The sequence below is a fragment of the Methylobacterium sp. C1 genome, assembly GCF_001854385.1.
In the GTDB taxonomy this organism is placed as follows: Bacteria; Pseudomonadota; Alphaproteobacteria; order Rhizobiales; family Beijerinckiaceae; genus Methylobacterium; species Methylobacterium radiotolerans.
In genome coordinates this window covers 5,760,905-5,776,327 of record NZ_CP017640.1, presented here as the reverse complement: position 1 = coordinate 5,776,327, position 15,423 = coordinate 5,760,905, and the positions used below count along the sequence as shown (strand labels likewise).

General features: G+C 68.7%; 11 protein-coding genes and 2 pseudogenes. 1 reads left to right on the top strand and 12 read right to left on the bottom strand.

Annotated features, from left to right (window positions below):
- Positions 1-214: 214 nt before the first annotated feature.
- The 11 genes and pseudogenes from BKE41_RS26555 to BKE41_RS26510 all read right to left on the bottom strand — a co-directional run.
- Positions 215-1,513, bottom strand: a pseudogene (locus BKE41_RS26555) (MFS transporter); the annotation flags it as partial.
- 887 nt (positions 1,514-2,400) lie between these two features.
- Positions 2,401-3,408 carry an HWE histidine kinase domain-containing protein gene (locus BKE41_RS26550; protein WP_071000362.1) on the bottom strand — a complete coding sequence of 336 codons (1,008 nt, stop codon included), beginning with the start codon at positions 3,406-3,408 and terminating at the stop codon, positions 2,401-2,403.
- 497 nt (positions 3,409-3,905) lie between these two features.
- The gene (locus BKE41_RS32325) at positions 3,906-4,184 is read right to left on the bottom strand and encodes a helix-turn-helix domain-containing protein (protein ID WP_245295848.1); all 279 of its coding nucleotides are present in this window, start codon (positions 4,182-4,184) and stop codon (positions 3,906-3,908) included.
- Positions 4,185-4,344: 160 nt separating this feature from the next.
- Positions 4,345-4,482, bottom strand: a pseudogene (locus BKE41_RS32320) (Crp/Fnr family transcriptional regulator); the annotation flags it as partial.
- Positions 4,483-5,039: 557 nt separating this feature from the next.
- Positions 5,040-5,567 carry an SMI1/KNR4 family protein gene (locus BKE41_RS26540; RefSeq protein WP_159392792.1) on the bottom strand — a complete coding sequence of 176 codons (528 nt, stop codon included), beginning with the start codon at positions 5,565-5,567 and terminating at the stop codon, positions 5,040-5,042.
- Positions 5,568-5,773: 206 nt separating this feature from the next.
- Complete coding sequence (locus tag BKE41_RS26535) at positions 5,774-6,727, bottom strand: HlyD family secretion protein (protein WP_071000360.1); 954 nt, start codon at positions 6,725-6,727, stop codon at positions 5,774-5,776.
- 254 nt (positions 6,728-6,981) lie between these two features.
- Positions 6,982-9,021 carry an FUSC family protein gene (locus BKE41_RS26530; RefSeq protein WP_071000359.1) on the bottom strand — a complete coding sequence of 680 codons (2,040 nt, stop codon included), beginning with the start codon at positions 9,019-9,021 and terminating at the stop codon, positions 6,982-6,984.
- An 827-nt stretch (positions 9,022-9,848) separates the two neighbouring features.
- Complete coding sequence (locus tag BKE41_RS32315; RefSeq protein WP_071000358.1) at positions 9,849-10,073, bottom strand: hypothetical protein; 225 nt, start codon at positions 10,071-10,073, stop codon at positions 9,849-9,851.
- Between the two features lie 60 nt (positions 10,074-10,133).
- Positions 10,134-10,409: a hypothetical protein gene (locus tag BKE41_RS26520; RefSeq protein ID WP_071000777.1), complete on the bottom strand. Its 276-nt coding sequence runs from the start codon at positions 10,407-10,409 to the stop codon at positions 10,134-10,136.
- Positions 10,410-10,565: 156 nt separating this feature from the next.
- Complete coding sequence (locus BKE41_RS26515; protein ID WP_071000357.1) at positions 10,566-11,471, bottom strand: S1/P1 nuclease; 906 nt, start codon at positions 11,469-11,471, stop codon at positions 10,566-10,568.
- Positions 11,472-11,581: 110 nt separating this feature from the next.
- Positions 11,582-11,848 (bottom strand): hypothetical protein, encoded by a 267-nt coding sequence (locus BKE41_RS26510; RefSeq protein ID WP_159392791.1) that lies wholly within the window; start codon positions 11,846-11,848, stop codon positions 11,582-11,584.
- Between the two features lie 1,063 nt (positions 11,849-12,911).
- Here BKE41_RS26510 and BKE41_RS26505 point away from each other — a divergent pair.
- A complete protein-coding gene (locus BKE41_RS26505; RefSeq protein WP_083374506.1) occupies positions 12,912-13,967 on the top strand; it encodes a cytochrome c peroxidase in 1,056 nt (351 codons plus the stop codon).
- A 396-nt stretch (positions 13,968-14,363) separates the two neighbouring features.
- Here the strand turns inward: BKE41_RS26505 and BKE41_RS26500 are convergent, their stop codons facing one another.
- Positions 14,364-15,344, bottom strand: coding sequence for an AraC family transcriptional regulator (locus BKE41_RS26500; protein ID WP_245295847.1), 981 nt, complete (start codon positions 15,342-15,344; stop codon positions 14,364-14,366).
- Positions 15,345-15,423: the final 79 nt, after the last annotated feature.

The window sequence follows — 15,423 nt, the reverse complement described above, 5'->3', positions numbered from 1 at the left end:
GCGGCGAACCGCAGGTCGACGACCGGAGCGGCGCGTGAGGGTCCGCGGACTTGCGAACGACCGGCGTCGGCGGCGCGGTTTCCGGCGCGACAGCGCGCGACGTGGCCGCACCGCCGAATAGGCGGCCGAGCCGCACCGGTCCCTATCGTTCGCGGCCGGCCCGGCCCCCAGCGGCCGAGGCCAGGATTGCGGTTCTGCCACGGTGCGGCAGGAGCCCCGGCCGGACGAGCAGCATAGCCGCCATACCGATCCCGGTCGCGACAGCCGTCGCGATGAACATCGCTTGGTAGCCATAGGCGCTCGCCAGGATCCCCGCCAGCGTTGGCGCGAGCACCGAGCCGATATTGGCGAAGAAGTGCATGAAGCCGCTCCAAGCCCCGAGGTGCTCGCGGGGGGCGGTGTCGATCACCACGGTCCAGTACACGGTGTTGACGAGCGCGTTCAGGCTATTGCCCAGCGTCATCAGGGCGATCACGGCGGCGGGGCTCGTGGCCTGCGAAACCCCGAGAAAGACGACCGTCGTCAGGAGCAGCGTGAGCGCGGCGAACCAGCTGCGCGCGATGCGCAGGTTTCCGGTCCGTTTGAGAAGCCAATCGGAGAAGCGGCCGCCCAGCAGGACCGTGACACACGGTCCCGTCCACGGGATCATGCCCAAGTACCAGAGCGAAGCCAGGTTGAAGTGGAATTGATCTTGCAGATATTTTGGGGTCCAGGTCAACAACATGAAATTGACGTAGATGAAGGCGAAGTAGCCGATGGTATTGAAGATCATGGTTCGGCTAGTGAAGAACACCCACCACGGGATGTCGGTCGCGCCACCGAAGGCCGGGGCCGATCCGACGCCCCGATCGTCTGTCGCGCTCCGAATCTCGGCGAGTTCTGCCGCACTGACACGCGGGTTTTCCTCGGGACGGTTGGTGAAGATGCGCATGAAGGCGAGGAGCGCGATCAGCCCTGTCAGACCAAGGATCCAGAACATCGCGCGCCAGCTGCCGGTGAGCAGCAGCAAGCCGACTGCCATGGGTGCCGTTAAGAGCGCACCCAGGGGCGTGCTGAGCAACCCGATCGCGACCGCGAAGCCGCGCTCGCGCGGCGTGGCCCAGTTCCCGACTGTCTTGTTGATGATGGAGTAGGCCGGCCCCTCCGAGAACCCGAACAGGACGCGGACGACAGCGAAGCCTGCAAGGGCCGAGCCACCCAGTGCCGCCACCCCGAAATCGCCCGCGTAGGCCGTCGCGATCTCGAACAGCGACCAGGCGACGCCTGCGACCAGCCAGACCAGCTTGGCGCCGAAGCGATCGCCCAGGGCGCCGCCGATCAGAGCACCGAATATGTAGCCGTACCCGAAATAGCCGAGCACGGCGCCCCAGGCCGCACGATCCAGGTTGTACTCGGCCGTGATGTCGGCCGCCGCGTAGGAGATCGCACCGCGGTCGATGTAGTTGATCATCGCGATCACGACGATCGACGAGAATATCACGAACCTGAATTTTCCAGATCTTGCATGATCCATATCGCTGTCCTCCCGACGGATCGTTGATTGGGAATCGCGCATCCGGGCCGTCTCCCGCACTCGCCTCGATCACCTCCGCCGGCCGAATCGGAGCGCCCGACCGGCAGTGGTACTCAATCGCGATCCGCGATCCGCACCGGCATCGAGTCACCTGGGCCATGGAGGCATGGGCGACGGTCCAATCCGGCACGCGGGGCCAGGCAGGGCTGAGGCACAAGGGCCGGTGGCCATAGGGCTCGTTCCGGAGCGGCGACGGCGGGGATTCGGCGAGCGTGAGGATGGGATTCCCGAGCGGGGGACCCGGCGGCCAGCCGCGCTCCTGCAGGAGGTGCCGATGACGCATCACGATCGGATCCCGCCCCCGCGAGCGGGCCCTTCGAAACCAGACCCCCTGTAGCCGGGCAATCCCGCCATAAGGCAACCGATTTGTTTTCGCCGATCGATGACTTGCGGTCATGCGTCCGGCAGCCCGGGGCTGCGCCCTGGAAGGCGGCGCGGCGTGCGGGAAAGGCAGCGACGGCGCCTGCGTGCCGTCCATGCCCGCGCCAGGGCGATCATCAGGCGCAGGGCCAGCGCACTCGCTTGCCTCCGACCTGCTACCCCCTATGGATCCTCGACAAGAACAGCACGAAGCGGCAGCGCTATCGCGACTTCCCCGTGCAGTCGCAAACCGCCTGGGTCGAGGTGAAGCGCCAGCGGTTTCGCTGCCCGAGTGCGGCGCCACCCACTACGAGATCTTGCCCGACACCGACGCGGGCAGCCCCTTTGGTCGATGGGGACGCCGTCGCCAGGACCGGAACCGCGCGTCGGCTCGGAGAGCCAATCTCGCCGAGCCGACGCTCTCCGTCGAGCGGCCATGCTTCATGGCTTCGCGTGAAGTATGGTACTCAGGAACGAGGCGCCGGCAGAGGCATCCGGACTGAAACCCTCAGCCCGTCCGAGGCGAAGGCGACGTCCACCTCCGCCCCGGTCTGCGTCGCCAGGACCTTGTTGAGGAGGCGGGAGCCGAAGCCCTCGCGCGTCGGAGGCGCGGCGGGCGGCCCGTCGTGCACGCTCCAGTCCCAGCGCAGCGCGCATCCCGCGGCGCCGTCCTCCAGCCGCCACGTGACCTGGAGGCGGCCGTCGGGGTCGGCGAGCGAGCCGTGCCGCAGGGCGTTGGTGGTGAGTTCGTGCAAGGCCATGCTGACCGGCACCGCGAGCGCGGAGGGGAGCCCGACCTTCGGGCCTTCCAAGGTCAGTCGTCCCCGCTCCCCGTACGGGTCGAGCTCGGCGCGCAGCAGCTCCTCGAACGAGGCGGCCTGGGCGAGGTCTTCGGTGATCAGTGCGTGGGTGCGGGCCAGCGAGGCGATCCGGCCCGTGAGGGCCCGGGTGAACTCGGGGATGGAGAGCGACGAGCGGGCGGTCGCGTTCAGCACGGCCTGAACCGTGGCGAGGGTGTTCTTCACGCGATGGTGCAGCTCGCGAACCATCAGCGCCTGCCGGTCCTCGACACCGCGCCGCTCGGTGATGTCGCGCTGGGCGGAGACCCAGTGGGTGATGCGGCCGTCCGCCTCGCGCACCGGCGTGATCAGCCACTCGACGACGTAGGTCGAGCCGTCCTTGCGGTAGTTGAGCGCCTCGCCCTGGCCCGGCTCGCCGGCTTCGAGGGCGGCGCGGAGCCGGTCCAGCTCGGCACGCTCGGTGCCGGGGCCCTGCAGGAACCGCGGCGACCGGCCGAGCACCTCGTGCGCCGCGTAGCCGGTCATGCGGGTGAAGGCGGGGTTCGCATACTCGATGCGGGGGCCGGGCTCGTCGAGTTCGGCCGAGGTGATCAGGATGGCCTCGCCGGATGCCTCCACCGCCGCACGCAGCAGACGGAGGTCGACCGCGCCCCTCTCGCACTCGTCCCGACCCATGCGGTCATCGTCCTCGAAGGTCGCCGCACACGGCGCTGTTGCGTGCTCAGCCCGACCAAGCCGGCAGGTGCCAACTAACCCATGATGCCTTTCGAGGTTGCTGGCAAACTCCCGTTCGTCTCGGCGCGGCGGGCTGCTCCGCGTCCCGGTCGACCGTCTGTTCGGCTACGGGCCGAGGTCGGCGACGCGGTGTTCTTGACGGGATTCGGTCGACCGTTCGCGTCACACCTGCGAGGCCGCACCGAACGCCACGAGGACGGTTTTGCCTGCGGCGTTCGCATCCTCGGGGGAAGAGTCGGCCTCCGGCGATACGCGAATGGACACGCCGCCGGCGTTAGGCTTGTGCCAGCGGTAATCGTATGGTTCTGACCGCCGCCCTCGACCGTACCGGTGACGGGGTGAGGTCGTCCATTCCTCGAGCGCCTTTGGGCGTCTCGTGGCCCCAGTACATCGGCGACCCCCGCGGTGTGAATGGCGGGTCAGCCGCGCCCTTCCAGCTAGCGAGCGGCGCACACACCATCTCGTGGGAGCAGGTGCAGATAGTCCGGGTTGAAACCGCAGAACGCCCTCAGCCGCTCGATGTCCGGCACGTCCAAACGCCGGCTGCGCAACACGATCAAGTTCTCGTCGCGGAGTGCCTGTAGAGTGCAGTTCACGTGCACGTCGGTCAGACCCGTCATGTCGGCGAGGTCTCCTTGCCGGATCGGCATGGGGCAGCCGTTCGCGCCACCGGCCATCTGGAGCCGTAGCAGCAATTCGCAGAGAAGGTGCGCCAATCGCTGATCGGCTCCGCGCCGACCGGATGTCGACCAGCCACTCGCGAAGCACGGCCTTGTCCACCGCCGTGGCCCACCAAAGGGCACGGGCGATGCCCGGATGGTTCTCGGTCAGCTCCAGGATCGTGGTCCGTGGGATCTGGACCATCGTGCAGGGCGTCAGCGTGGCGATGCCGTGATCCATCCTGCCCAGGATGGCGACGTGCAGATCGCAAAAGTCGCCGGACACCATCAGAGCCACGATCTGGCGAGCACCGGTCGTCAGAACCTTGTAGCGGCAGGCGAAGCCGTCGAGCACGAGATGGACGTTCTCAAATCGGTCCTCTTGTCGGATGAGGTCTCGTCGCGATTCGACCGTTCGCGTCGTCGCGCATACGCGCCGGAGTAGGTCGCGATCCGCTTCGGTCAGGCCGCCGGCGCGGTCGAGTTTGCGGATCAGCGGATTGATTACCGTTCCGACACAACGATGCCCGACAGTTGTCGGTGCCCGTCGTGGCTATCTCAGCGGCGATCGCATGCTGCGGACAGATCGACCGGGCTGCCCGCAAACCGTTGCAATGCGGGCCGCTCCTCCGCTCGCCGGGCGATGATCCATGCTGGGGCGATGATGTCACGACACGGCTGCCTCATCTCCTCGACGGAAGGGTGACTCCTGCCTCGTTCTTCCTCGACATCACGATGACAGATCGACGGTAGGCGGCGAGGGTCTGGAATTCCCGGATGCTCATGCCGCCCGCGACGCCGCACCCGCGATCCCGCCCGACATCGCATGCGACGAGCTTCGTCCAAGCCCGATCCGGGAAGCGGTCGTTGGAGCATGCGGTCTCAACGTCTGCATCGGAGCCGCCGTCCCGGCTACTCCGGTCGCGGCGTGAAGCGTGCGAAGGTGCGCGGCAGCGGCGCGTAGCCGGGACCGAAGATAGCTTTGATCCGATCCGTCTGGCTGTCGCGGATAAGCGTGTCGAGCGTCGCCCCGCCCGGCCGGACGGTCGAGCCGTCGTATCCGAGGACGTAGATGCCGTACTCATCCGAACCGGGGCGCACATCCCAGAACAGCCTCTCGCCATTGTAGCTCATGCCGAAGAAGCGCGCCCGGCCGAGGATCGCAGGGTCCACGCCCTCGTAGACGTCGACGCCGAACACGAAGCCTTCCTCGGCATGCCACGCCATGTCGTGCCGGAAGCGTTGGTCGGCCCTTGGGTTGGTGACGGTGATCGCGAGCGGGTGGTCGGAATCGGGCATCGGCGTCGCGACCGCGAAGTGGCCGCCGATCAAGCCTGGTCCGTAAGTCAGGCAGAACCGGCGATAGGACGGGGGAAAGGCAAAGCCAAGAGCGGCTTCGGCGGCCGCGACCTCGTCGGGCGTGCAGGGGCGCTCGATCACGGAGGTGTCAAAGAGCGGTTCCATGTCCGGTCAGGCTCCGCGCGTTCCGAGGTTCCACCGCAAGCGCTCACCCTGCCAAGGGATCGACTGAGATCGTAACGCCTCTATCCGCGTGGCGCCCGCTGCGGCCTCGGCTGCCTTCATCTGCCCGGCATCATCAGCACCTCGCCCGGTTCGGTTTCGTCGCGCGGCGCTTCGACGGGCGTTCATCTCTGCCGAGGTCCGCGTCGCTCGTCGAGCTGCTTCGAGGCACGGCGCAGCAAGGCGAAGGGGTCGAACTTCGGCATCTCGCCCCGGGGCTCGACGGAGACCGTCGCGGTCCTGCCCGAGACCAACCTCGTCTGGTCGGGCGCGCCGTCCAGCTTGATCCGCACGGGAATGCGCTGGGCGAGCCGCACCCACGCGAAGGTCGGGTTGACGTTGGCGAGCAGGTTCGCGCCGGCCGAACGCTCCCGGTCCTCGATGCCGCCGGCCACGCTCTCGACGTGGCCGGTGATCAGGCCGTCCTCGCCCATCAGGTGGATGCTCGCCTTGTCGCCGACGTGGATGCGCGGCAGCTTGGTCTCCTCGAAGTAGCCCTCGACCCGGAGCGTGTCGCGGTCGACCAGCGCCATCACGCCCTTGCCGGTGTTGACGTAGTTGCCAGGGCGCAGTTCCATGTTGGTGATGCGGCCGTTGACCGACGCCTTCACCGCCGAGCGCTCGAGGTTCAGCCGGGCGAGGTCGCGGTCGGCCACGGCCTGATCGTAGGCGGCCTTGGCCGCGAGGTCCGTCGCCCGGGCCAATTCCACCTTCTGCTGCGAGACGGCGGCATCGCTAAGCTTGCTGTAGCGCTGGTAGTCGGCCGCGGCCTGCTCGGCGGTCGCCATCTTGCCCTCGACGATGGCGTCGGCCTGCCGCAGGGCCAGGGTGAAGCGCGCGGGATCGATTTTGAACAGCACGTCGCCGCGCTTCACGGTCTGGTTGTCCTCGACCAGCACCTCGGTGACGAGGCCGGAGACGTCGGGAGCGACCTCGACCACGTCGGCGCGCACGCGGCCGTCCCGGGTCCAGGGCGCGTCCATGTAGTAGTCCCAGAGCGCGAGGCCGACGACGGCGGCCGCGGCCACCATCGAAAGGGTGACGGCGAGGCGGACCGAGAGGGTGAGGAACCGCGGCATGGTAGACCTCACGGACGAGGCGGCGACGAGTGCGAGGGAGTTCGGGCGGGTTAGCTGGCAAGCAGCTTCGCGAAGCGCACCACGAAGCCGGGCAGGACGACGTAGGGGGCGAGATCGTGACGGACGATGCCAGACCAAGCGATAGGATCCGGTCCGGGCGAGGAGCCACCGCAGCGGCGGTCGGACGGCGAACGCGAGCAGCATTCAGGGCGCCAGGCTTGGCACGAACACACCGTGGGGATCGAACTCGCTGGTCATGCCGCGAGCCCCGGAAGCGGCTTGGGACGGGACGTCCGGTAGCGTCGCGCATCGGGGAAGAGGCCGCGGCGGATGCCCACGAGAGCCATGAGCGCCGCACGGCCCGGGGCTTGGGCCGCCTCGGCGCAAACGGCGTCGAGGGCCCCGTCGATGATGTCGAGCAGCCCGGGCGGCGACGCTTCCGCGGCGCTTTCGAAATGGAGCGCCAGGGCAACGAGGAGTCGTTCGACCGCGACTTTCGCAGGGTCCGGGAGCCTCCCTCGGTCGCGGCGCAACTCGACCAGGTTGATGCCGACGCGGACCTCGGCGAGCAGGTCGGCCGTCCACTCCGCGTCGTCCGCTGGCAACGCGGCCAGGCGCGAAGCGATCAGGCCGACGCGATCGAGCATGAGCGCCGCGAGTTCGAGGCCGTTCTGGGCGCCCTGCCGCTCGGCGGCCCGCGCGAGGCTGCGCCGGTTGACGCCCCGGAGGCGCCGGACCGACCGATCGGCCCCGACCGAGCGGACGAGGCGCATGACCACGGCCGCCGCCCACATGCCGACGACGACGGCGATCGACGAGTTGGCGAAGGCGGCGAACTCGCCGGTGTAGCTGCCCTGGAGGGCGAGCGTGGCTGAGCCGTTGACCGCCGCGCCCATCGCTATCGGCGCCGTCCGCGACTGCGTCGTGAAGACCCCACAGAGCAGGAGGCCCGGCGCCAGGGCCAGCGACAGCATCTCGAAGGACGTCGCGAGCGGCAGGATCGCGAACAGGTAGACCCCGGCCCCGATCGCGCCGACGATGGCCGAGTTGGCGAAGCCGACGATGAACGGCGCGGGGTCGTCCTGGGCGGCGAAGAAGCAGCATCCGACCGCCGCCATCATCGGGGCAGCCGAGCCGTCCGACCATCCGGTGGCGATCCAGACCGCGCTGGTCAGGAGGACGGCGAGGAACACGCCGATCGCCGACAGGAGGGCCATCCCGCGGTCGCGATGGCGGATCGTGCGCGCCTGGGCGGTGTACCGGAAGGCGAGATCCTTGCCGACCGGACTGCCGTCCGCGATGTGGCGCTGGAGGAGGCGGGTGTCCTGGCGCAGGTCGATGAAGTCGCGCAGGCGCGCCAGCAGGCTCGCGAGGACGAGGTCGTCCCACTCCGCCCCTTCGGCGAGACTGGGCTCGATGGCGTCCGTTGCGGCACGGAGGCGGGCGGCCTCGGCCGGGTCGGTCGTCCCGGACGCGAGCCATGCGGCCATCTCGTCCAGCAGCGCCCGGACCCGGGCCGGGAGCGCCCGGTCCCTTTCCAGCGCCTCGATGCGGTCCGAGACCGCCGAAGCGATGGGAAGGAACATCAGCATGTGCTGGCGCAGCGTCGCCATGGCCGCGACAGAGCGCTCGGCGCCGGTCATGTCGTAGCGCAGCGGCGTCGCCAGGGCATCGAAGCTGATGGCGTCCGCGGCGAGCTTCAGCCGCTTGGCCTGCGTGTCCCTCGTCGGGTGCGCACGGCCGAGGACGTCGGCGACCCAGCCGCGTGCGTCGCGCAGCCAGAGGTCCAGCCGGGCGGCGATCGTCGGCGCCACGGACTGGGGCAGCACGACGGTGTTGACCAGGCTGGCGCACAGGATGCCGAGCGTGATCTCTTCGGCGCGCGCCACCGCGGTGTCGAACATGGTCCCGGGGTCGCCGACGCTGGGAAAGCCGATCAAGGCCGCGGTGTAGCCGCCGAGCATCATCAGGTAGCTGCGCGGGGTCCGGTCGAGCAGCGAGAAGTAGAGGCAGACCGACACCCAGAGTGCGATGGCGAGCGTCAGGAGCTCCGGCGAATTGACGAGATTCGGCACGAGCGCGACCGTCACGACCGCCCCGAGCAGGGTGCCGAGCACCCGGTACAAGGCCTTGGCCCGGGTCGCGCCGGCGAGGACCTGGCAGGTGATATAGACGGTGCCGAGGGCCCAGTACGGCCGAGGCAGGTCGATCCACATGGCGAGGTACAACGCGAGCACCGCCGCCGCGAAGGTCTTGATCGAGAACGCCCAGTCGCGCCAACCGGGAAGGGTCACCCCGCCGCCTCTCCGCCCTTCGCCTCGCTTCGGACGGCATCGAACCACGACATCACGCGAGCGGGGCGCCGCACCACCACGAACGCTCCCAAGGACGTCTTGAGACATGCGGGATCGACCTCGGCGGACATCGCCTCGGGCCGGCACCCGAGCTCGCCCCCGGCCGATCGGCCATGATCCTGCCGGGCTGCGTGAGGCTTGGCACCTCTCGTGTGGTGGTCGGACGAATTTTCCTCGCGCGTGACCTGTCCAGCGGCGTCACGCCAGTTCGGAAGGCGTACGGAATACGGCCCCTCGATCCCGGACGCTTCCTCGAGCGCGTTCCGGCGAGGATCCGCGCCCACCCATCCGAGTTTCGCGAGCGCCCTAGCATCGCAGATCCCTTGGCGATCGGTCGCCGTACCGGCGACGCGCCGCCACCGACGCCGTATCGGGAGCGGGACATGCGAGCAGGCCTGATGCGATTGGCACGAGACCGTGGCGGCCACCTCGTACCTCCTGGTTCGACGTCGATGGAACGCTTCCCAAGGTCCCGTGTCGACAACCAATGGTATAATACGTCTTCGGCCGGAACATAATCGGGCGTAGGACGATCCATCGTCCGGTCGCGAGGACGATGCTGCCCGCGAACGACGCGGCGTGCCGGACGCCCCGCCGATCGAGCCCGAGTCGCCCTAGAACCCGCACGGGCTCAGGATCCTGGATCGGGTCGACCCCACCGGCCGCGACGTTCGGTTCAGGCAGGGGCGGCCGGTCGCGGGCTCCGGCGGCGATCGTCGGCCGTGACTCCGGCCAACGCCGGGGGAAACGTCACTCGCCGACCGGGATCAGGTCGTCCAGTCGGCCCGCGGACACGACCATATGCCGGCGCGTTCCGCCGACGGTCGGCGTCGACCCGAGCCCATGCGACGCTCGCCGCCGTGATGGGGCGCGTCGCTGCCGACGATCCGCTCGATCGTCAAGCGCGGTTCCCAGCTGCCGGAGGTCCGCCGGCAGGTCAGCGCGAGATGCTTACCGAGCGCGTCGGCGAGCAACTTCGTCAGGTCGAACATGCCAAGCCCTCGCGGTGGGGATCGGCAGCGCCGGACAACGCTCGGCCGGATCGATGTCGTTCACGCGGGAAGCTCCCCGCGACGGACGAGGCGCTCCTCGAGGTAGGTCGCCGCATCGGCGTAGAGCTCGAAGCGTCGCACCAGCATCGCGCGCCTGTCGGCCTGCATCGCGCCGGCAAGCTTCGCCTTGGCCTTGACGGCCCGACCGCGCATCTTCTCGGCCAGCTTGCCGAAGGCCGCGTCGATCTCGGCATTCACCTTCCTGGCCTCGTCCCTCGCCGCGTCGGCAGCGCCCTGAGCGCGCCCGGGGATGGTGCACTGTGCGTCTCTCGTCACGACACATCTCCAGCCGTACTGATCCATCCTGAAGCCACGCAACGCCGCGATCGAGCCTCCCTCGAAGCGGCTTCCGGCGAGGTCATCCGGGCGCTCGGACGACCGGATCCCGGATATGGCACCGCATGCGGTCTCGACGTCATCGCCCTGCCTTCGCTAATGGAGGGCGGCGTTCAGCAATGCGGCCAAGCGGAAGCCCGCCTTGGCGAGCTGCTCGCGCGCGGTGGCCGAAGCCCGTCGCTCGTAGGCCTCGTCCAGTCGATAAGCCGGCGTGCCGTGCTCGTCCGGCACCGTCGCCGTCGGCAGCGCGTAGGCCGCCGCCTTGGCGGCCGCGAAGCTTTCCAGCGCCCAAGCGGCGGGTCGACCCTGCTGCCAAGCCTCGCGTTCGGCAGCGAAGCCCGTCGCCAGGTCGTCCGCGACCTTTGCCTCGTCGTGCCCGATCCGCTGCACGACGGCTGTGTCCCAATAGGCGTGCAGCCGGCCGGCCACGCGGTTGTGCCCGTAGAGCACCTGCACCTGGTTGCCGCCCTGGTCATGGTTGTCGGACGCGTGCAGCGGCTGGTGCAGGTCGCCGGTGAAGTGGAGCAGGAACTTGAGCGCCAGGATCCGCTCGGTTCGCGGCAGGCTCCCGTCAGCGAGTTCGGCGGCGAACTGCTCGACCTTGTCGACGACACAGTCCCGCGCCGGCCCCTGGCTCGCAAGTGTACCGTCGGGCAGCGGCTTACGCCCCGCACAGGCGTCCGACAGGTCGGGACGCGCGAGTTCGATGTCGACGAAGTGCCACTGCTCGGTGGCGCCGTAGCGCACCTTCGTCGAGTTGCGGTCCGAGTCGCGCCAGCGGTCGGCCCATACAGTCCGGAAGACGAAATCAGGTGCCGTGAGCGTGTCGTCGTCGGCCGCCAGCAGCGCGTCGACCTGGTTGCGCGCCGCCGATGTCAGCAGCGGCAAGGCGATGCGGCCGACGATGCGATGCCCCTCGTCACCCCAAGCCAAGGCATGGCCTGGAGGGACCGCCCCGGCCAGCGCGCAAAGGAGGAAGGCGGTCGTGCCGCGGCGCGACATGGAAAGGCTCCCGCGCGGTCGCCTACCCGCGGGACCGGCCTCGCGGCACCGCGCGATCGCCATACCTGCGGGACGCCGGGACGACATGCTGCGGCGTGCCGAGGACCGGTTCATAACCGCGACGAAGCCCGAACTCGTTCCGGCTCCGCGAGCAAGACGGCGGCCCGCACGGCCGCGTGTCGAAGCCCCTCGCCGGCCCAGGATTGTTCGATCAGCGTGCGAGCGAACGGATGCGAGGCGACGGCGGCAGCGGGGTCGATGCGATAGCCTTCCCCGAACGCCGCCGTCCTGGACGTGGGATCGGCCAGATAGGCCTCCACGAGCGCCGACACATCGTCGTCGATGATGTCGAGCGTGAGGAACGGGTCGAGGGTCATCGGCCGCCTTGCCATGGCGGCCATTTAGGCGCCCCTGCGCGACAAAGCGACAACCATGGGTCTCCGACGCCGTCGCCCCCGGTTCACGTTTGAGCTAGCCGGGCGGAGATCTCAACGTCGATGGTGGGCCGGGCCGCGGCGCGCGCCGAGCGATCGAGGCGCAACGGAGACGGGGCCGTTCCAGTCGGAAGGCGCGTTCCGGGCTCGGGAGGCCAGTCCCGAGACGACCTCATGCATGCGTGACCAGGATGAAGGGGAGGGAACTCGGCCCGCGTCCGTGTCGGTGCGGGCTCACGTAGGCTATTCGTCCCGACTCGGAAGCCCGACGCCTGTGGAGCGTCGCATAGCCGTCATTGAGGAGATCGTGGCGGCTCCGTGCGATATCCTGAGGCCAGGTATGAGGTCGAAGGCGATCCGCACGACGGTGCGGGACGGACATCCGGACGCAACGGGGAAGGATATTGTTCGGGCCACCTTCCATCCCATGGCGAAGGCGCCGGTTCAGGGCGCCGCCGCGGATCCGCACGACATCGCTCTGGCCGGGATCGGCCGCTGGCCCGGTTCGGCCGCCCGCGAGCGGATCATCCCGACTTCGGAGCAAACCGCGGATCGCCCCTCGCCGCCGGTTCCGAGCGACGGATCTCGATCGCCATGATATGCGATCCCGGCCTGCGTCCAGTCCCGGACGAAGTCGAGCGTCCGGCATGGCCCCATCCGTACGCTCCTCGAGACCGGCCGAATCCGGTCGGTCGTCTATGAAGGCGTATGTCTGTCGCCTTGCGCAGAGAAGTGAGCCGGCCAAGGCGGACGGTCGTCCCAAGTCGCGGTACGACGATCGCGTCCGGCGGCTTCGATGTGGTGCGGGCGCGATCGTCGATGGATCGCGGACGTAGATGATCGGCGGCGGCCTTGCTTAGATGAACCGGGGACGATTGGTTTGCCGCATCGAGGGCATGGGAACGCGATCGGGGACGACGGACCCTCGACCGTCGCCGACGGAAGCGCCTCTTATCACCGGGCGGGATCATCCATTCTAAACCTATCAGGTTCTAGCGTGGCTCTCATGAGACCATCTGTTCGACGGAAAGCCTGCGTCGTCGCAGTTGCACTCGCGGGTTTCCTCGGCTTCCCCGGCCCACCCAGAACCATCCTCGCATCCTGGGATGGGGAGAGGCGTGCAGCGTACCGCGTCCCGGCCGAAATCCCGTTCCCCGCCGACAATCCTTATTCGGCTGCGAAGGCCGAGCTCGGCCGCAGACTGTTCTTCGACCCGATCCTGTCCGGCGATCGCACGCGGGCCTGCGTGACCTGCCACCTGCCGGACCTCGCCTGGGGCGACGGGCGCTCACGTGCCGCCGCGCTCGACCAAACGGACATGGACCTGCGCAGCCCGACGCTCCTGAACATGGCTTGGCAGGACGGTCCGCTCGGTTGGGACGGGAAGTTTCGTGACCTGGAGGCGGTGACCCCAGTCCCGCTCATGGCGCCTGCAAACATGAATCTGACCATGGCGGAGGCCGTCGAACGCTTGTCCGAGGACGAGAGCTACCGTGCCGCCTTCGCGGCGGCCTTCCGAGACCCGGAGGTTACCCCCGAGCGGCTCGAGGCGGCGATCGCGACCTTCGAACGATTGATCGTCCCCGGTACAAGTCCCTTCGACCGATGGATCGCCGGTGACGACGAGGCGATCGCCGCGTCGGCGCAACGCGGCTTCGCCCTCTTCAACGGGCGCGCGGGCTGCGCCGGGTGCCACTCCGGGTGGTCGTTCACCGATGGATCGTTCCACGACATCGGGGTGGGTACGGGCGCGGACATCGGCCGCGGCCGCTTCATCAAGTCGTCGACGGCGCTGCGCTACGCCTTCAAGACGCCGACGCTGCGGGACGTGGCGAAGCGCGCGCCCTACATGCACGACGGTTCGGTGGCCACGCTGGGCCAGGTCATCGACCTGTACGATCGCGGCGGCATCGAACGGCCCAGCCGCTCGCGACAGATCAGACCGCTCGACCTGACGGCGACGGAGAAGGCGGACGTTCTCGCGTTCCTGGAAGCGCTGTCGTCCTCTTCGCGGCCAGACTTGGCGTCCGCAACCTTCGGCGACGTCCCGCCGACGCCTTGACGAGCCCGGGACCGATATATCCGGCCCGGGCGCGTGGCGAGGCGCGAGGGCGGCCCCGTCGTCCTGCCACTTGACCTTTCACCTCCGCCGAGCGGCGGGGGCGCGCCTCGGCGGGGCCAGACGCCCCCTCGATCTGGACGGCGCGCCTCGCCCCGCGGCCCCCGTGCTCGAAGGTATGGGCCCTTCCCGGAGGTCCAGGACCGCCGCGCGGTGCCGTTCGAGATCGGTGTAGGTCGTAGGCCAGCTTCTCGGGACGCCGACCAGCCGAAGCCGAGCGATCGCTACGCCGCGACACCCGATCCGAACGATAACGCACCTCGATCGGCTTTCGTCGATCGCACTCATCCGCGAGATTGCCGCGGATCGATGATGACGAACCGCCTGTCTGCGCCCCCGTCAGGGCCATCGGCTTCCGTGCCCCGCCAGCGCCCGATCGCTCCCGGTGGCTGGCAGCCCGTCGCCGAACGCCGTCGTCCTGGGTTCCGCGGCCTTCGCCGCGTCCGCGCGCAAACTGCGGTAAGCGTTCGGACCCATTCCGTAGGCCGCCTTGAACGCATGCGAGAAATAGCTGCGGCTGGCGTAACCCACACTCGCGGCAACCACCTTCACAGGCATCGGCGAGGTCGCCAGCAACTGTGCCGCCAGCCGCAGACGGACTCGGTGCAGGTACTCGATTGGGCCCTCGCCGAACGTGGTGGAGAAGCGCTCGGCGAATACGGACCGGCTCATTCCGCAGAGTGCCGCGAGGCTGTCGACCGTATGGGACTCGCCGGGCGCATCGAGGATCGTCGCGAGAGCCGGCACGAGCCGGGGATCCCGCAGCGACTCGAAGATCGGCGAGCGCGTGCCTCTCTCCTTCAGGTGCACGCGCAGCAGGATCGCAAGACACTGCTTCATCAGCGCGCTCGTCACTTCCTGCGTCCCCAGCCCGGGCTGGACCAGCTCCTCGATCATGAAGGCGAAAGCGTGCCGGAGCCGATCGTCGCTCGACAGATCCTCCACCAATGCGCCGTGCAACCGGTCGAAGAGGCCGAGCGCGCCGGCGTAGCTGGCCGAGATCGAGCCGCACGCCAGAAGGATATCGCGGCTTCCATCGCCGGCCGTGAGAGCGACCAGGCCGTTGGGGAGGACCCTGAGTGCCTCCCCGGCTGTAACCGTACGGATAGCTCCCGCGAAACCGAGCGAGTGGGGCACGCCGCGCGGCGGAATGACCATGCAGTTCGGTCCGAACGACACGGGCGGCTGATCGCCGACGACGATCGTGCCGGAACCAGCGAGTACATAATGGACGAGGAGCGCGTCCGACGTCCCTTGTTTCGCCAAGCGCCAATCTGCTTGGATTTCGCAGAATGCGAAGGCATGAACCTGTACCGTCAACGTCGAGAGAAGCTCCGCTAGAATATTTCCAGACATTCGGTGCCGCTCATAAAAGTCTCACGTCGCCGAACCCGATACG